This window comes from Pseudomonas sp. P110(2024) (genome assembly GCF_057480795.1).
In genome coordinates, this window is sequence record NZ_JBLIYT010000013.1 from 98,530 (window position 1) to 116,110 (window position 17,581).

The window sequence follows — 17,581 nt, forward strand, 5'->3', positions numbered from 1 at the left end:
CCGGTCTCGGAGCCTTGCCGATGAAATCCTTTGAAGTGAATTTTGATGGCCTGGTGGGGCCGACCCACAACTACGGCGGCCTGTCCTACGGCAACGTGGCCTCGCAGAGCAACAGCCAGCAGGGTTCCAACCCGCGCGAGGCGGCGCGCCAGGGCCTGGCGAAGATGAAGGCGCTGATGGAAATGGGCTTCAAGCAGGGCGTGCTGGCCCCGCAGGAGCGCCCGGACGTGGCCGCCTTGCGCCGCCTGGGCTTCACCGGCAGCGACGGCGAAGTGATCCAGCGCGCCGCGAAGGAAGCCATGCCGCTGCTGGTCGCCAGTTGCTCGGCCTCGAGCATGTGGGTGGCCAACGCCGCCACCGTCAGCCCCAGCGCCGACACTGCCGATGGCCGCGTGCACTTCACCGCCGCCAACCTCAACTGCAAGTACCACCGCAGCATCGAGCACCCGACCACCAGCCGTGTGCTGGGCGCCATGTTCAGCGATGACAAGGTCTTCGCCCACCATGAGGCGCTGCCAGCGGTGGCCCAGTTCGGTGACGAGGGCGCGGCCAACCACACCCGCTTCTGCCGCGCCTATGGCGAGGCCGGCGTCGAGTTCTTCGTCTATGGCCGCAGCGCCTTCGACAGCCGCTATCCCGCGCCGCAGAAGTATCCGGCGCGCCAGACCCTGGAAGCCTCCCAGGCTGTCGCTCGCCTGCACGGGCTGAGCGATGATGGCGTGGTCTACGCTCAACAGAATCCCGCGGTGATCGACCAGGGCGTGTTCCACAACGACGTGATCTCGGTGGGCAACGGCGAGGTGCTGTTCTACCACGAGGACGCCTTCCTCGAGACCCACGCGGTGCTCGGCCAGTTGCAGGCTAAACTGGCCAGCAAGGGTGGCAACTTCCAGGGTATCTGCGTGCCGCGCGCGGCAGTGACGGTGGAGGACGCGGTGCGTTCCTACCTGTTCAACAGCCAGTTGCTCAGCCGCGAGGACGGTTCGATGCTGCTGGTGGTGCCGGAAGAGTGCCGCAACAACGAGCGCGTCTGGGCTTACCTGAGTCAATTGACCAGCCGGGGCGGTCCGGTGAAGGAGGTCAAGGTGTTCGACCTCAAGCAGAGCATGCAGAACGGTGGCGGCCCGGCTTGCCTGCGTCTGCGTGTGGCGCTGAAGGAAAACGAACTGGCGGCGGTCAATCCAGGCGTTATCATGACCGCCTCGCTGTACGACGCCCTGGTGCAGTGGGTCGACAAGCATTACCGCGATCGCCTCGGCGAAGCGGACCTGGCCGACCCGCAGTTGCTGGTGGAATGCCGCACGGCCCTGGATGAACTGACCCAGATCCTCAAGCTGGGTTCGGTGTATCCGTTCCAACGCCAACCTTGATAGAGAGAAATTGCAATGTCCGACGCCCTGCGCCTGATCCTGGAAGATGAAGACGGCACCCAGCTGGAAACCTCCTGCACCCGTTTTGCCGTGGTCTGGCAAGGCAAGGAAGTGTGGATCCAGCAGGACGGCCGCGGCCAGCTGCTGATCGGCGTCGATGTCGAGGAAGACGACACCGAGTACGCCAATCTGCTGCTGCGCCCGATGGCCACCAACCTGGTCAGCCTGCAACTGGAAATGGAACCGGCCGACGTCGCCGGTGACGACGACCACGTCCACGGCCCGGACTGCGGCCACCACCACTAAGGAAGCGCCTATGCTCGCCCTTGGCAAACTGCTTGAGCTGACCCTGACCGATCACGAACCGGCCGAGAAGACCCAAGTGACCACCCGGGGCGTGCGTTTGCGCTGGCTGGGGGAGGGTGCGCTGGAAGTGCGTCCGCCCGAAGGTGAGGATTGCGGTCTCGACCTGCTGTTGTCGGCCGGTATCCATGGCAACGAGACGGCGCCGATCGAGCTGCTCGAAAGGCTGCTGCACGGTGTTGCAAACGGCAAGATCAAGCCGCGCGCGCGGGTGCTGTTCCTGTTCGGCAACCCAGCGGCGATCCGCAAGGGCGAGCGCTTCATCGAACAGGACATCAACCGCCTGTTCAATGGCCGTCATGAACTCTCCAGTGGCTTCGAGGCGCTGCGTGCCGCCGAGCTCGAACAGTTCGCCCGGGTGTTCTTCAGCAAGCCCGAGCGCACCCGCCTGCATTACGACCTGCATACTGCCATTCGCGGGTCGAAGATCGAGCAGTTTGCCCTGTATCCCTACAAGGAAGGTCGCCGGCATTCCCGACGCGAGCTGGCCCGTCTGGCTGCGGCCGGCATGGAGGCGGTGCTGCTGCAGAGCAAGTCGTCGATCACCTTCAGCGCATTCACCTACGAGCAGCTCGACGCCGAGGCTTTCACCCTGGAACTCGGCAAGGCCCGCCCGTTCGGGCAGAACGAAGAGGTCAACCTCGACCGGCTCGAGGCGCGCCTGATCCAGCTCATCGAGGATACCGAGCCGCAAACCGAGCAGTCCCTGGATGGCCTCAAGCTGTTCAGCGTCGCCCGCGAGATCATCAAGCACAGCGACAGCTTCCACCTGCACCTGCCGGCGGACATCGAGAACTTCTCCGAGCTGAGCAAGGGTTACCTGCTGGCCGAGGACCTGGCAGAGACGCGCTGGGTGGTGGAGGAGGAGGGCGCGCGGATCATCTTCCCCAACCCCAAGGTGAAAAACGGGCTGCGCGCCGGCATCCTCATCGTGCCGGATTCGGGGCAGCGGCTGGCTTAAGCCTTGCGCGACCCCGGCAATATCAGCTTCGCTACTGAGATCTCCGGGGCTGCTACGCAGCCCTTTCGCGACACAAGGCCGCTCCTGCAGGAGTGCTGCGCGCCTGGCTGGTTTTGGATCCTTTCGGTGATGAAATTCTTTTAATTCACCAAGCTGTTAATTTTCCCCGCCCCGGGACCGTAATTGGCTTGCCAGTAGCGAAACGCTGGCTTTAGCATCGCGGTCATGCCGTTTTCAATTGCTGTAGTCCGACAAACCGTCCATTCGACGGTTTCTATCGCATAAACACACTGCACCGAGACTGCAGGACCGATATAATGCGGCCCTTTGCCGTCGTTTCGTCGATTCGACGCGTGGCCGCCGTTTCCGTGGAAGAACCTATGAAAAGCGCAGAAATCCGTGAAGCCTTCCTCCGCTTCTTCGAAGAGCAGGGACATACTCGCGTTGCCTCCAGCTCCCTGATCCCGGGCAATGACCCGACCCTGCTGTTCACCAACGCCGGCATGAACCAGTTCAAGGACTGCTTCCTCGGCCAGGAAAAGCGCGCCTATACCCGCGCCGTGAGCAGCCAGAAGTGCGTACGCGCCGGCGGCAAGCACAACGACCTGGAAAACGTCGGCTACACAGCCCGTCATCACACCTTCTTCGAGATGCTGGGCAACTTCAGCTTCGGCGACTATTTCAAGCGCGATGCCATCACCTTCGCCTGGACCTTCCTGACTTCGGACAAGTGGCTGAACCTGCCGAAGGAAAAACTGTGGGTCACCGTCTACGCCAGTGACGACGAAGCCTACGACATCTGGACCAAGGAAGTCGGCGTGCCGGCCGAGCGCATGGTGCGCATCGGTGACAACAAGGGCGCCCCGTACGCTTCCGACAACTTCTGGACCATGGGCGACACCGGCCCGTGCGGCCCATGCACCGAGATCTTCTACGACCACGGCGCCGACATCTGGGGCGGCCCACCCGGCTCGCCGGAAGAAGACGGCGACCGCTACATCGAGATCTGGAACAACGTCTTCATGCAGTTCAACCGCACCGCCGACGGTGTCCTGCACCCGTTGCCCGCCCCGTCGGTGGACACCGGCATGGGCCTGGAGCGCATCAGTGCGGTCATGCAGCACGTGCACTCGAATTACGAGATCGACCTGTTCCAGAGCCTGCTGGCTGCTGCCGCCAAAGCCATCGGTTGCGCCAATGACGATCAGCCGTCGCTGAAAGTGGTCGCCGACCACATCCGTTCCTGCGGCTTCCTGATCGCCGACGGCGTGTTGCCGTCCAACGAAGGCCGCGGCTACGTGCTGCGCCGCATCATTCGTCGTGCCTGCCGCCACGGCAACAAGCTGGGCGCCAAGGGTAGCTTCTTCCACAAGATCGTCGCCGCGCTGGTGGCCGAGATGGGCGAAGCGTTCCCTGAGCTCAAGAGCCAGCAGGCACACATCGAGCGCGTGCTCAAGACCGAGGAAGAGCAGTTCGCCAAGACCCTCGAGCAGGGCCTGCGCATCCTCGAGCAGGACCTGGCACAACTGCAGGGCAAGGTCGTGCCGGGCGACGTGGTGTTCAAGCTGTACGACACCTACGGCTTCCCCATGGACCTGACCGCCGACATCGCCCGCGAGCGCGAGCTGACCATCGACGAAGCCGGCTTCGAGCGCGAGATGGAGGCCCAGCGTGAGCGTGCCCGCTCCGCCAGCGCCTTCGGCATGGACTACAACAGCCTGGTCAAGGTCGACACCGCCACCGACTTCCTCGGCTACGACGCTACCGAAGGTCAGGGCAAGGTCATCGCTCTGTACAAGGACGGCCAGGCCGTTGAGCAACTGGCAGAAGGCGAGGAGGGCGTTGTTGTCCTTGATCGCACCCCGTTCTACGCAGAGTCCGGTGGTCAGGTCGGTGACAGCGGCTATCTGCAGGCCGGCGCCGTGCGCTTCGACGTGCGCGACACCACCAAGACCGGCGGTGCCTTCCTGCACCACGGCGTGGTCGCCAGTGGTGCGCTGACTGTCGGCGCCGTGGTTGATGCTCGCGTCGATGCCGAAGTGCAGCACGCCACCTCGTTGAACCACTCCGCCACTCACCTGCTGCACGAAGCCCTGCGCCAGGTGCTGGGTGAACACGTGCAGCAGAAAGGCTCGCTGGTAGACAGCCAGCGCCTGCGTTTCGACTTCAGCCACTTCGAGGCGGTCAAACCGGAGCAGATCAAGGCCCTGGAAGACATTGTCAACCGCGAGGTGCGTCGCAACACCGAGGTGCAGACCGAGCTGACCGACATCGAGACCGCCAAGGCCAAGGGCGCCATGGCGCTGTTCGGTGAGAAGTACGGCGACACCGTGCGCGTGCTGAGCATGGGCGGTGACTTCTCCGTCGAGCTGTGCGGCGGCATCCACGCCAAACGCACTGGCGACATCAGCCTGTTCAAGATCATCAGCGAAGGCGGCGTGGCCTCTGGCGTGCGCCGTATCGAAGCGATCACCGGCGCTGCTGCGCTGGCCTACCTGAACACTGCCGAAGAGCAGGTCAAGGAAGCCGCGCAACTGGTCAAGGGCAATCGCGACAACCTGATCGACAAGCTGTCGGCTGTGCTCGAGCGCAACCGCCAGCTGGAAAAGCAGCTTGAGCAGCTGCAGGCCAAGGCCGCCAGCGCCGCCGGGGATGATCTCTCCAACGCGGCCGTTGAGGTCAAGGGTGCCAAGGTCCTCGCCGCCCGCCTGGATGGGCAGGATGGCAAGGCGCTGCTGGCGCTCGTCGATCAACTGAAAAACAAGCTCGGCCACGCAGTGATCCTGCTGGGCAGCGAGCATGAGGGCAAGGTCGTGCTGGTGGCTGGCGTGACCAAGGACCTCTCCAGCCAACTCAAGGCTGGCGACCTGATGAAACAAGCTGCTGCGGCGGTCGGTGGCAAGGGCGGCGGTCGTCCTGACATGGCCCAGGGCGGTGGCGTCGACGTCGCCGCGCTGGACCAGGCGCTGGCCCTGGCCGTGCCGTTCGCCGAGCAGGGACTTTGAGATGGCGGGGGCGTCGGTCTGGTCGGCGTCTCCGCCATGTTGGATTGTTTTTTGGGGCCCTTGAGGGCTGAGGCACCTTTGAAATGGCGTTGATCGTACAGAAATTTGGCGGTACCTCTGTCGGTTCCATCGAGCGGATCGAGCAGGTTGCCGACAAGGTCAAGAAATTCCGCGAGCAAGGCACCGACCTGGTGGTTGTGCTGTCGGCGATGAGCGGGGAAACCAATCGCCTGATCGACTTGGCGAAGCAGATCACCGACAAGCCCGAACCCCGGGAGCTGGATGTGATCGTCTCGACCGGCGAGCAGGTCACCATCGCCCTGTTGTCCATGGCCCTGATGAAGCGCGGCGTGCCGGCGGTGTCCTACACCGGCAACCAGGTGCGCATCCTCACCGACAGTGCGCACAACAAGGCGCGCATCCTGCAGATCGACGACCAGAAGATCCGCGCCGACCTCAAGGCCGGCCGTGTCGTGGTGGTCGCCGGTTTCCAAGGTGTCGACGAGCACGGCAACATCACCACCCTCGGTCGTGGCGGCTCCGACACCACCGGCGTGGCCCTGGCGGCGGCGCTGAAGGCCGACGAGTGCCAGATCTACACCGATGTCGATGGCGTCTATACCACCGACCCGCGTGTCGTGCCCCAGGCCCAGCGCCTGGAGAAGATCACCTTCGAGGAGATGCTGGAAATGGCCAGCCTCGGCTCCAAGGTGCTGCAGATCCGCTCGGTGGAGTTCGCCGGCAAGTACAACGTCCCGCTGCGCGTGCTGCACAGCTTCAAGGAGGGTCCGGGTACCCTCATTACCATCGATGAAGAGGAATCCATGGAACAGCCGATCATTTCCGGTATCGCCTTCAACCGTGATGAGGCCAAGCTGACCATTCGTGGCGTCCCGGATACCCCGGGCGTTGCCTTCAAGATCCTCGGTCCGATCAGCGCTGCCAACATCGAAGTCGACATGATCGTGCAGAACGTCTCGCACGATAACACCACCGACTTCACCTTCACTGTGCACCGCAACGAGTACGAGAAGGCGTTGAGCGTGCTGGAGAATACCGCCCGCGAAATTGGCGCGCGTGAAGTGATCGGCGATACCAAGATCGCCAAGGTGTCGATCGTCGGCGTCGGCATGCGCTCCCACGCGGGCGTTGCCAGTCGCATGTTCGAGGCCCTGGCCAAGGAGAGCATCAACATCCAGATGATCTCCACCTCCGAGATCAAGGTCTCGGTAGTGATCGAAGAGAAGTACCTGGAGCTGGCCGTGCGCGCGCTGCACACCGCGTTCGAGCTTGACGCGCCTGCCCGACAGGGTGAGTGACACGCTGCCTGGAGGGGCGCGGCTTGCCGCGCCCTTCGCGTTTCTGGTCGCTGCGGCTGTCCCTGTCCAGGCAGTCGTGGCGGTCGATCCGGGCCAGTGCCGTTGTCCCCGGCCAGGCCCTGCTTTTCAAAGACTGTTGTCCCTGAAGATTCATGTGAGGAGAAAACTATGCTGATTCTGACTCGTCGGTGCGCCGAGAGCCTGATCATTGGTGACGGTGAGATCACCGTGACGGTCCTGGGTGTCAAAGGCAACCAGGTGCGTATTGGCGTTAGCGCGCCCAAGGAAGTGGCTGTTCACCGCGAGGAAATCTACCTGCGGATCAAGAAAGAGAAGGACGAGGAGCCAAGCCTTTAATTTTTTTGAAGTTTTTTTCAAAAAAAGGGTTGCAAACGAGGAAGGGTGTGTTTAATATTCGCCTCGTGTTGCGGTGAGGTGGCCGAGTGGCCGAAGGCGCTCCCCTGCTAAGGGAGTATACCTCATAAGGGTATCGGGGGTTCGAATCCCCCCTTCACCGCCATTATTTGCCTGGAGCGCTTAAAGCGATCCGAATGGCACAGCAAGACACGGACTCATAGCTCAGCTGGATAGAGTACTCGGCTACGAACCGAGCGGTCGGAGGTTCGAATCCTCCTGAGTCCGCCACTTTTGAAGTGGCTTTGCCTGCAAGGCTGCTTCAATCCACCAGTGGTAATCTGGTCTAAAACTACCCCACGGACTCATAGCTCAGCTGGATAGAGTACTCGGCTACGAACCGAGCGGTCGCAGGTTCGAATCCTGCTGAGTCCGCCACTTTTGAAGTGGCTTTGCTTGCAAAGACGCTTCAACAAGCCAGTGGTAATCTGGCCTAAAACTACCAACCACGGACTCATAGCTCAGCTGGATAGAGTACTCGGCTACGAACCGAGCGGTCGCAGGTTCGAATCCTGCTGAGTCCGCCACTTTTGAAGTGGCTCTGCTTGCAAAGACGCTTCAACAAGCCAGTGGTAATCTGGCCTAAAACTACCACCATGGACTCATAGCTCAGCTGGATAGAGTACTCGGCTACGAACCGAGCGGTCGGAGGTTCGAATCCTCCTGAGTCCGCCATACATCAAGAAGCCCGCTCATTAGAGCGGGCTTTTTGTTTTTCTGGCGCGCTGAATTGTCACGGATGTCCATCTACGCTGTTCTGTAGGAGGTCCCTGCAGGGATCGGCGGTGCACATCGAGTCGGCACACGACGAATGTGCTTTTCACGCCAGAGTGACCGTCGCACTGATGGCTTCGAGCGTTGTCACAGCTTTAGCGCGCAAACGATTGTTCTGGCCAAAAATTTAAGCGATCCGACAGCTTACACAGTGTATGATTGCGCCCGTCAGCCCCGCCGGGGCTTGTGGAATCCCACCATGGACTTACCCAGTAGTTACTCGCTAACACGCTTCATACAGCCAGATCTGACCGATTGATTCTCCCGGCGTGCTCCGCTGCTGGGAGTGGAGTTCGCCTATGACCGAAATCGAAGTAAAGAAAGCCCAAGACAGCCTGCAGGATCGCCTGGCCCAGGTGATCGAACTGCTGCAGCGCCAGCGGGTGGTCGAGGACCTGACGCACCGTCAGGAAGGTCATCACCATGACCTGGTGGAAAACCTCGTCCACCGTCAGAACCTTGTCGAGTTGCAGCGCAAGCTCGACGACCTGCACCCCGCCGACATCGCCTACATCCTTGAAGCCTTGCCGCTGGACGACCGCCTGACGGTCTGGCAACTGGTGCGCTCGGATCGCGACGGCGACATTCTGCTCGAAGTCTCCGACGCCGTACGCCAGACCCTGATCGCCGACATGGACGATCACGAGCTGCTGGCTGCCGCCAAGGAAATGGACGCCGACGAACTCGCCGACCTGGCGCCGGAACTGCCCCGCGACGTCGTTCACGAGCTCATGGAAAGCCTTGATGCCCAGCAGCGCGAGCGTGTGCGCTCGGCCCTGAGCTACGACGAAGAGCAGGTCGGCGCGCTGATGGACTTCGAGATGGTCACCATTCGCGAAGACGTCAGCCTCGAGGTGGTGTTGCGCTACCTGCGCCGGCTCAAGGAGCTGCCGGGGCACACCGACAAGCTCTTCGTCGTCGATTACGATGGCATTCTCAAGGGTGTGCTGCCGATCAAGCGGTTGCTGGTCAACGACCCGGACAAGAAAGTCGCGGAGGTCATGGCCAATGACCCGGTGAGCTTCCATCCCGAGGAAGATGCCTACGACGCCGCCCTGGCCTTCGAACGCTACGACCTGGTGTCCGCCCCTGTGGTGGACAAGAACGAGCGTCTGATTGGTCGTCTGACCATCGATGAAATGGTCGACCTGATTCGTGAAGAGAGCGAGAGCGAAGTGCTCAACATGGCCGGTCTGCGCGAGGAAGAAGACATCTTCGCTTCGGTCTGGCGCTCGTTGCGCAACCGTTGGGCGTGGTTGGCCATCAACCTGATCACCGCATTTGTCGCCTCGCGGGTGATCGGCCTGTTCGAAGGCTCCATCGAGAAGCTGGTGGCGCTGGCGGCGCTGATGCCGATCGTGGCGGGTATCGGCGGCAACTCGGGTAACCAGACCATCACCATGATCGTGCGCGCCATGGCCCTCGACCAAGTGTCGCCGGGCAATACCAGCCGTCTGATGCGCAAGGAGCTGGCGGTGTCGCTGCTCAATGGCCTGATCTGGGGGGGCGTGATCGGTGCCGTGGCGTTCTGGCTCTATGGCAGTTGGTCGCTGGGCCTGGTAATGACCGCTGCGATGACCCTGAACCTGTTGCTGGCTGCCTTGATGGGCGTGCTGATCCCGATGACGTTGACGCGCCTGGGGCGTGATCCGGCGATGGGGTCGAGCGTGATGATCACGGCGGTCACCGACAGCGGCGGTTTCTTCATCTTCCTCGGCCTGGCCACGTTGTTCCTGCTGTAAGCGTGGTGCTCAGGCCATGCCAACCTCTGTAGGAGCGGCCTTGTGTCGCGATAGGGCCGCTCCTACAGGGGCGTGCGTGACCCCGTCGCAACTCTGCAATCATCAGATGCAAAAAAGCCAGCTTGCGCTGGCTTTTTTGTGTGCGGTTGTCGCTTGCCTGGATCAGGACGCGTCGGCGGCCATTTCCACATCGTGAGCGATGAGGGCGACCAGCGCATTCTGCTGGCGATGGGACAGCTGGCGGAAGCGCTGCAGCAGTTCACGTTCATGGAGGCTGAGCTCTGGGCTGTCCAGGCGCATGCTCAGTTCGTCACCCAAGGCACCTTCCTGGATAAGGCTCTGCTCCAGACGTGCGATGATTTCGGAGTTCATGCTGCGGTGATGGTTGCGCGCTACCTCGGCAATGCGCTCGCGCATCCCGTCTGGCAGGCGGACGACAAACTTGTCGGCGGTGCGGCTCGAATAGATAGCCTGTTTCATTGGGCGCATATAAATTGACCGGTTGTTCTGGTTCAGGGGGAGCGGTTCGCAAATTGGCCGCACGGTGGAAGTACGACCGCGGCGACGACAAAATGTTCAACCGTGATGTGATTTTGGTTCTTCATCTTGCCTCATGGTCGCCGTTTCCTTGGCGTCAATTCTGTGACAAATAGTGATCTCGATAAAGGCTTTTTGCCAGTACCAATTATCAGAAATGAGCACTGGTTTGAAAAGTTTCACATTCATCGAATTGCACCGGCGTCAGACAAATGCCGTCAAAATCTGGTAAAAGACGGCAAAGGCCTAGGGAAAATCCTGGAATTCGCTGGTTTCCCACACATTGAGCATAGTGGCTATGCAATATGACGCAAGCGGTGGTGCGGCCTCAAGAGGGCGCTTGATATTCCTCATGGGACCGTCTGGTTCGGGAAAAGATTCCCTGATCGAAGCGGCGCGTCAGCGATTGATTGCCCACGGCATCGAAATCGCCCGCCGGGTCATCACACGCTCGGCCGAGGCCAAGGGTGAAGACGCACTGGGGGTGAGTGTCGAGCGCTTCGAGACGATGCGCGAGGCGGGGGCGTTTGCCCTGAATTGGCAGGCGAACGGCCTGAGCTATGGCATTCCCGTACAGCTGGACGCGTGGCTCGCCGCAGGGCGGTCGGTGCTGGTCAATGGCTCTCGTGCCTACCTGACCAACGCCCGGCAGCGTTATCCCGACCTGGTGGCCGTGGGGCTGACGGTTTCCCAGCAGGCGCTACGGCAGCGATTGCTGGCCAGGGGGCGGGAGAGCAACGAAGAGATCGAGCTGCGCCTGGCCCGCAACTTCAGGTTGCAGGCCTATGATCCCAGCGTGCATGTCGTGGACAACTCTGCTTCTCTGGTCAGCGCGGTCGAGGCGCTGCTTGCGCTGTTGCGCAGCGAAGGCGTGATCGCCGACGCGGCGGGGAAAAAGCCGACGTGCAAAATGCCCGATTGATACATGACAAATGCCCACACGCTGGTTAACATGCTCGCCGTCCCCGCCGCACAGCGTCTGTTGTCGGCTCCAGTGTCTCAGTAGCTCAATTGGATAGAGCATCCCCCTCCTAAGGGGAAGGTTGGCAGTTCGAACCTGCCCTGGGACGCCATTTCTCCCCCATTCCCCTTGTCTTCGTTCAACGAACCTGAACGCTTGTCTGCGGCTGTCGCGTCGTACGGTTGTAGCTCAGGGCGAAGTGTGCCGCCAGCCCGAAGATCAGCCCCCAGAACGCGGCGCCAAGGCCGAGCAGGCTCATGCCGGATGCGGTGACCAGGAAGGTGATCAGCGCCGGCTCCCGCTGTTTCTCGTCATTCATGGCGCCGGCCAGGCCGTTGGCGATGGCGCCGAACAGCGCGAGGCCGGCGAGGGCGGCGATCAGTTCCCTCGGCAAGGCGGCGAACACCGAGGCCAAGGTCGCGCCGAAGCTGCCCATCAGCAGGTAGAAGGCGCCGCAGGCCATGCCGGCGATGTAGCGTTTGTCCGGATTCTCGTGGGCCTCGCGGCCGGTGCAGATGGCAGCGGTGATCGCCGCCAGGTTGACGCCGTGGCAGCCGAATGGCGCCAGCAGCAGCGAACCCAGGGCGGTGACCGAGACGATCGGGCGTGCCGGTACCTGGTAGCCGGAGGTGCGCAGCACGGCAATGCCGGGCACCGACTGGCCGGTGAGCGACACCAGGGCCAGAGGCAGGCCGATATTGACGATGGCCTGCCAACTCCACTGTGGGCTGGTCCAGGTCGGCATGGTCATTTCCAGCACCAGGGCCTGGGTGTCCAATTGGCCCAGGCCGGCGGCGAGGCCGCAACCGACGATCAGCACCGAAAGAATCGCGTAGCGCGGCGACAGGCGCTTGAACAGCAGATAGCTCGCCAGCATCGACAGCACCAGCACGGGCTGCAGGCGGATCGAGCTGAACAGCTCGGCGCCGAAGCGGAACAGGATGCCGGCCAGCATCGCTGCGGCAATGGCCTTGGGCAGGCGATTCATCAGCTTGTCGAAGGCTCCGCTCAGGGCGATCACGCCAATCAGCAGCGAGGCGACGATGTAGGCGCCCACCGCCTGGGCCAGTGACACGCCCGGCAGCATCGACACCAAAAACGCCGCGCCAGGCGTGGACCAGGCAGTGATCACCGGCACCCGCAGTTTCCAGCTCAGCAGCAGGCCGGTCAGGCCGCTGCCGATGGAGATGGCCCAGATCCACGAAGCAGTCGCTTCGTTGCCCAGGCCCGCCTGGTCAGCGGCCTGGAACACGATAATCAAGGGGCCGGCGTAGGAAATGATCACGGCGATCAGGCCGGCGACCAGGGCGGAGACGGAAAAATCCTTTCTGAGGTTATCCATGGCGAGTCCATTTGAGTTAATTGATTCGATTGATTCGATTCAAATTGAATCTATACGGTAACGAGACCTGAATTCAAGTGGGGCGACTCTCACGCGGATGCTGCTAACAACTTGAATCGCTCGAAGGATCGACTCAAGTCGACCTGTATGTTCAAATTTCAATCATTTTCAGCCCGGTAGCCGTCTCATGTGGGTTCCACGGATCAGCGAAAGCAATCAGCCTGTCTACCTGTCCATTGCCGATGCCTTGGCGCATGACATCGCCAGCGGCGCGCTGCGCCGTGGCGAGCGCTTGCCGACGCTGCGCGAACTGGCACAGGCGCTGGATGTCACCCCGGGCACCATCAGCCGCGCCTACACCGAGGCGTCACGGCGTGGCCTGACCCAGGGCGAGGTGGGGCGTGGCACCTACGTCCTCGACCGGATCGCCGACACCGGCGAGGCCCCTGTCGTTACCCGCGCGGCGCCCGCTGCCCGCGGCGAAGCACTCGACCTGTCGATCATCAAGCCCTACGGCGAAACCCTGCAGTACTGGTTGCGCAACGCGTTGACCGAACTGGCCAATACCACGCGACTGGAGCAGGTGCTGGACTACGCCCCCGACGGGGGCCACCCGGCGCATCGCGAGGCGGGCGCGCAATGGTTGCGCCAGTGGCTGCCAGGCGCGCAGTGGCAGCAGGTGGTCATCACCAGTGGTGCACAGCACGGGCTGATGGTGGCGATCAGCGCCCTGACCGGGGCGGGCGACCTGGTGCTATGCGAGTCGCTGTGCTATCCGGGCATCATTTCCGTGGCCCACGGCCTGGGCCGCCGCCTGCGGGGCGTGCCGATGGACGAGCAGGGCATCATTCCCGAGGCCTTGCGCGAGATCTGCCAGCGCGAGCGGCCCACGATGCTGGTGTGCGTGGCGACCTGCCAGAACCCAACCACGGCAATCATGTCCAACCAGCGCCGTGCCCAGATCGCGGCGCTGGCGGAGGAGTTCGACTTCCTGCTGCTGGATGATGACATCTACGGCTTCCTCGCCACCGACCCACAGACCCGGCCGCTGGCGACTTTTGCCCCGGAGCGTTCGATCTACCTCACCAGCCTGTCCAAGTCAGTCATGCCGGCGCTGCGCATCGGCTACCTGTACAGCCCGCCGAAATTGCTGTCGCGCCTGACCGCCATGGTGCGCAGCACGGTGTGGATGCCTTCGCCGTTGACCGCGCAACTGGCCAGCCATGTGATCGGCGAAGGGTTGGACAGCCAACTGATTCGAATGCATCGGGCCGAGGCGGCGGCGCGCCAGGCCATCGCCCGCGAAGTCTTCACCGAGGCATCGCTGCAAAGCCAACCGCACAGCTATCACCTCTGGCTCAACCTGCCCGAGCCATGGCGCAGTGACGAGTTTGCCCTGCTGGCGCGGGCCAATGGCGTGGTGGTGATGAGCGCCAGTCAGTTCCAGGTGGAGCGCACGGGCGATCCGCGTGGCGTGCGGGTCGTGCTGATGTCGCCGACCAGCCGGGAGGAGCTGCGCTTCGCCCTGACCCAGCTGGCCAGCCTGCTCGAGTCAGGGGATCCGAAGCGCTTCTACTGAGTCAGAGCTGGGGGCTGTAACGTTTTTCGATGTCGCGGGCATCTGTCGAACTCAGGCTGCCATGCGGCTGGCTGGCGGCCTGTGCCTGCTGCTCAAGTTTGGCCTGGACCTGCATTTCGGCCTCTTCCTGCATGCGTTGGGCGATCTGTTGGTCGATCATCATTTTCCTTTCGGGCGGCAGCGCGTCGTATTCTTCCTTGGTCAGGCCAAGCTCCGCGAGCAGCTTTTCCTTGATCTTCTGCGCTGGTGACTTGCTCATGTAGTCGCGAAACTCCTGCAGGGCGCCGGATGCTTCCTGTTTGCCCACGCTGGTCTGCTCCTGCTTCGCCGCGTCGGGGTTGTGCAGCATGACCATCAGCTTGGAGAAAGCTTCCTTGCGGTTGTCCTCGGCATGCTGTTGCGAGGTGCTGCCCTGGCTGTTCTGCTGCGCCGAAGCTTTGCCGCTGGCTGAGACCAGTTGGAACGGGAACGGTTGAGTCGCGGACTGTTCGTTACCGCTGCGCTGCTGTTGCACGGCCTGCCAGCCCAGGCCGTTCGCTGTAATAAGCATGTTTCCTCCATGAATGGATCGTGAGAACGCGACGAAAGTGGCAAAAGCTGTGCCAGCAGTGAGACCGGGGCGAAATAGGCTGTTAGGACTATTCCGACAGCCTGTTCCTCGGAATATGCTTGCCCGGCAGAGGAACAGGATTGCCGCTTGCGGCAAACACAATCATGTGTCGGCAGCACCGGGTACGGGGCGCAGTTGCTGGACAACAGGGAGCGCGTCCATGAGTCAGGCAGCAAAGCCACTACCGGCTGGCTTCACCGAGCAGCAATTGCACACCTTGTTCGATTTGATCAGCGACGGCATCTGGGATTGGGATGCCAACAACGGCTACGTTTACCGCAATCCTGGCTGGTACGCGATGCTCGGCTACGCCAGCCATTCGCTGGACAATTCCGTGTTGACCTGGGAAAGCGTGATCCACCCCGAGGATTACCCGCGGGTGATGGCGCATTTCGAGGCATATATCAACCAACGCAATGAGCGCTATCGCATCGAGTACCGTTGCCGCTGCCAGGACGGCAGCTACCTGTGGATCGAGGACAGTGGCCATATCATCGCCCGCAACGCCGATGGTTCGGTGGCGCGCATGCTGGGTGCTCACCGCAATATCGACCCGGGCAAGCGGTTGGTGGCGGAACTTGAGCAGCGTAACCTGTCCCTGGAAAGCCAAGTGGCCGAGCGCACCCGCGAACTGTCCTGGGTCAACCAGCAGTTGCAGCGCCAGCTCGACGAAAATCGTGAGTTGGCCGAGCGTGACGCCCTGACCCGCACCGCCAATCGCTATCGCCTGGAAAAGACCTTGGAGCAGACGTGCGAGCGTGCCCGGCGCTTCCGCGAACCGCTGGCGTTGATCGCCATGGATCTGGACGACTTCAAGCCGATCAACGATCTTCACGGCCATGCCCGTGGCGATGCGGCGCTGGTCGAGGTCACCGAGCGGATCCGCCAGTGTCTGGAAGAGCAGGACCTGCTGGCGCGCTGGGGCGGTGATGAGTTCGTCGTGGTCTTGCCGCGGACTTCACTGGCGCAGGCGCGCGAAGCGGCCCAGCGAATCCGCGAGGCACTGGCCAAGGTGGCGCTAATTGGTCAGTGCCAGCTGACCATGAGCTATGGCGTGGTGCAGTGGCGGGAAGGGGAGGACTGGCATGATCTGCTGGCCCGTGCCGACAAGGCGCTGTACCGGGCCAAGGCGGCCGGCAAGAACGTTGTCGCCGAATGAAAAAAGACCCGCGGCGCCAGGGGCGCAGCGGGCCAAATCGGCGATTGCCGCTTCAGTATCAGGTCAGATGTGCAGGGCGTGCCCCAGGGCGCGCAGCGCCGCTTCCTGCACCGCCTCGCCCAGGGTTGGGTGGGCGTGGATGGTGCCGGCGATGTCTTCCAGGCGAGCGCCCATCTCCAGCGACTGGGCGAAGGCGGTCGACAGTTCCGATACCGCCGCGCCCACGGCCTGCCAGCCGAGGATCAGGTGGTTGTCGCGACGAGCCACCACGCGCACGAAGCCGGTCTTCGATTCCAGGCTCATGGCCCGGCCGTTGGCGGCGAAGGGGAACTGCGCGACGATGCAGTCTACGCCCTGCTGGCTGGCGTGTTCCGGGGTCTGGCCGACCACCACCACTTCCGGATCGGTGAAGCACACCGCGGCGATCGCGCTCGGCTCGAAGCGTCGGCTGTTGCCGGCGATGATCTCGGCGACCATCTCGCCCTGGGCCATGGCCCGGTGCGCCAGCATCGGCTCGCCGGCCACGTCGCCGATGGCCCAGACGTTGCGCATGCTGGTCTGGCAGCGTTCGTCGATGGCGATGGCCGCGCCGTTCATCTTCAGGTCCAGGCTTTCCAGGCCGAAGCCTTTGGTACGAGGGCGACGGCCCACGGCCACGAGCACCTGGTCAGCCTCAAGGCGCAGCTGGCCACCCTGGCCGTCGCTGGCCAGCAGGCAACCGTCGGCATAGCCTTCGACACTGTGGCCCAGGTAAAGGGCGATGCCGAGTTTCTTGATCGAGTCGGCCACCGGCGCGGTGAGTTCGCCGTCGTAGGTCGGCAGGATGCGTTCGCGGGCTTCCACCACGCTGACCTTGGCGCCAAGCTTGCGGTAGGCGATACCCAGTTCCAGGCCAATGTAGCCGCCGCCGACCACCACCAGGTGCTGGGGCAGCGCCTTGGGCGCCAGGGCTTCGGTGGACGAGATGATCGGCCCGCCGATCGGCAGCATCGGCAGTTCGACGCTGTTCGAGCCGGTGGCCAGCAGCAGGTGCTCGCACTGGATGCGCTGGCCATCAACCTCGACATTCTTGCCGTCGAGGATCTTCGCCCAGCCATGGATCACCTTCACGCCGTGCTTTTTCAGCAGGGTGGCGACGCCGCTGGTGAGGCGGTCAACGATGCCGTCCTTCCACTCGACGCTGCGCGTGATGTCCAGTCGCGGCGAGGCCACGCTGATGCCCAGCGGCGAAGGTTCGGTGTAACGGCTGGCCTGGTGGAACTGCTCGGCCACGTGAATCAGCGCCTTCGAGGGAATGCAGCCGATGTTCAGGCAGGTACCGCCCAGGGCCTGGCCTTCGACCAGCACGGTGGGGATGCCCAGTTGCCCGGCGCGGATGGCGGCCACATAGCCGCCGGGGCCGCCGCCGATGATCAGCAGGGTGGTATTGATGAGCGCTTGCATGA

At 62.7% G+C, this 17,581-nt stretch carries 15 protein-coding genes and 6 tRNA genes; 16 read left to right on the forward strand and 5 right to left on the reverse strand.

The genetic code is table 11. The features are described 5' to 3' along the window. The first annotated feature begins 20 nt into the window (after positions 1-20). The 12 genes from astB (at position 21) to mgtE (ending at position 9,948) form a co-directional block, all read left to right on the forward strand. Entirely contained in the window at positions 21-1,370 is a 1,350-nt protein-coding gene (gene astB, locus AC25ND_RS20640) for an N-succinylarginine dihydrolase (RefSeq protein WP_207851978.1), read from the forward strand. 15 nt (positions 1,371-1,385) lie between these two features. Beyond that, positions 1,386-1,676: a hypothetical protein gene (locus AC25ND_RS20645; protein ID WP_011534960.1), complete on the forward strand. Its 291-nt coding sequence runs from the start codon at positions 1,386-1,388 to the stop codon at positions 1,674-1,676. Between the two features lie 10 nt (positions 1,677-1,686). Then, on the forward strand, positions 1,687-2,694 hold the full coding sequence (astE, locus tag AC25ND_RS20650) for a succinylglutamate desuccinylase (protein ID WP_028691062.1): 1,008 nt from the start codon (positions 1,687-1,689) through the stop codon (positions 2,692-2,694). A gap of 380 nt (positions 2,695-3,074) precedes the next feature. Then, positions 3,075-5,699: an alanine--tRNA ligase gene (gene alaS, locus AC25ND_RS20655; RefSeq protein WP_028691061.1), complete on the forward strand. Its 2,625-nt coding sequence runs from the start codon at positions 3,075-3,077 to the stop codon at positions 5,697-5,699. Positions 5,700-5,782: 83 nt separating this feature from the next. Then, positions 5,783-7,018, forward strand: coding sequence for an aspartate kinase (locus tag AC25ND_RS20660; RefSeq protein ID WP_028691060.1), 1,236 nt, complete (start codon positions 5,783-5,785; stop codon positions 7,016-7,018). Positions 7,019-7,186: 168 nt separating this feature from the next. Beyond that, positions 7,187-7,375 carry a carbon storage regulator CsrA gene (csrA, locus tag AC25ND_RS20665; protein WP_003254503.1) on the forward strand — a complete coding sequence of 63 codons (189 nt, stop codon included), beginning with the start codon at positions 7,187-7,189 and terminating at the stop codon, positions 7,373-7,375. Between the two features lie 72 nt (positions 7,376-7,447). Then, positions 7,448-7,538 (forward strand) — tRNA-Ser (locus AC25ND_RS20670). Between the two features lie 48 nt (positions 7,539-7,586). Beyond that, a tRNA-Arg gene (locus AC25ND_RS20675) sits at positions 7,587-7,663 on the forward strand. Positions 7,664-7,733: 70 nt separating this feature from the next. After that, positions 7,734-7,810 (forward strand) — tRNA-Arg (locus tag AC25ND_RS20680). A gap of 72 nt (positions 7,811-7,882) precedes the next feature. Continuing rightward, a tRNA-Arg gene (locus AC25ND_RS20685) sits at positions 7,883-7,959 on the forward strand. Positions 7,960-8,030: 71 nt separating this feature from the next. Further along, positions 8,031-8,107, forward strand: a tRNA-Arg gene (locus AC25ND_RS20690). A gap of 398 nt (positions 8,108-8,505) precedes the next feature. Continuing rightward, positions 8,506-9,948 carry a magnesium transporter gene (gene mgtE / locus AC25ND_RS20695; protein ID WP_028691059.1) on the forward strand — a complete coding sequence of 481 codons (1,443 nt, stop codon included), beginning with the start codon at positions 8,506-8,508 and terminating at the stop codon, positions 9,946-9,948. Positions 9,949-10,110: 162 nt separating this feature from the next. Here the strand turns inward: mgtE and AC25ND_RS20700 are convergent, their stop codons facing one another. Both AC25ND_RS20700 and AC25ND_RS20705 read right to left on the reverse strand, forming a co-directional pair. Continuing rightward, positions 10,111-10,437, reverse strand: coding sequence for an Arc family DNA-binding protein (locus tag AC25ND_RS20700; protein WP_003254499.1), 327 nt, complete (start codon positions 10,435-10,437; stop codon positions 10,111-10,113). 87 nt (positions 10,438-10,524) lie between these two features. Further along, a complete protein-coding gene (locus AC25ND_RS20705) occupies positions 10,525-10,674 on the reverse strand; it encodes a hypothetical protein (RefSeq protein ID WP_155952690.1) in 150 nt (49 codons plus the stop codon). A 109-nt stretch (positions 10,675-10,783) separates the two neighbouring features. Between AC25ND_RS20705 and phnN the strand changes: the two genes are divergently transcribed. Together phnN and AC25ND_RS20715 are read left to right on the forward strand one after the other, a co-directional pair. Continuing rightward, a complete protein-coding gene (gene phnN / locus AC25ND_RS20710; protein ID WP_186597426.1) occupies positions 10,784-11,407 on the forward strand; it encodes a phosphonate metabolism protein/1,5-bisphosphokinase (PRPP-forming) PhnN in 624 nt (207 codons plus the stop codon). 74 nt (positions 11,408-11,481) lie between these two features. Then, positions 11,482-11,558: transfer RNA gene (locus tag AC25ND_RS20715), tRNA-Arg, on the forward strand. A 27-nt stretch (positions 11,559-11,585) separates the two neighbouring features. On the opposite strand, the gene AC25ND_RS20720 is transcribed toward AC25ND_RS20715, so the two are convergent. After that, on the reverse strand, positions 11,586-12,788 hold the full coding sequence (locus AC25ND_RS20720; RefSeq protein WP_186597428.1) for a benzoate/H(+) symporter BenE family transporter: 1,203 nt from the start codon (positions 12,786-12,788) through the stop codon (positions 11,586-11,588). Between the two features lie 187 nt (positions 12,789-12,975). Between AC25ND_RS20720 and AC25ND_RS20725 the strand changes: the two genes are divergently transcribed. After that, positions 12,976-14,367, forward strand: coding sequence for an aminotransferase-like domain-containing protein (locus tag AC25ND_RS20725; protein WP_028691056.1), 1,392 nt, complete (start codon positions 12,976-12,978; stop codon positions 14,365-14,367). A gap of 1 nt (position 14,368) precedes the next feature. Here AC25ND_RS20725 and AC25ND_RS20730 read toward each other — a convergent pair whose 3' ends face one another. Then, on the reverse strand, positions 14,369-14,917 hold the full coding sequence (locus tag AC25ND_RS20730; RefSeq protein ID WP_186597430.1) for a hypothetical protein: 549 nt from the start codon (positions 14,915-14,917) through the stop codon (positions 14,369-14,371). Positions 14,918-15,137: 220 nt separating this feature from the next. On the opposite strand from AC25ND_RS20730, the gene AC25ND_RS20735 reads away from it, so the two are divergent. Then, positions 15,138-16,136 (forward strand): diguanylate cyclase domain-containing protein, encoded by a 999-nt coding sequence (locus AC25ND_RS20735; protein ID WP_186597432.1) that lies wholly within the window; start codon positions 15,138-15,140, stop codon positions 16,134-16,136. 63 nt (positions 16,137-16,199) lie between these two features. On the opposite strand, the gene lpdA is transcribed toward AC25ND_RS20735, so the two are convergent. Beyond that, complete coding sequence (lpdA, locus tag AC25ND_RS20740; protein WP_062360666.1) at positions 16,200-17,579, reverse strand: dihydrolipoyl dehydrogenase; 1,380 nt, start codon at positions 17,577-17,579, stop codon at positions 16,200-16,202. Positions 17,580-17,581 lie beyond the last annotated feature (2 nt).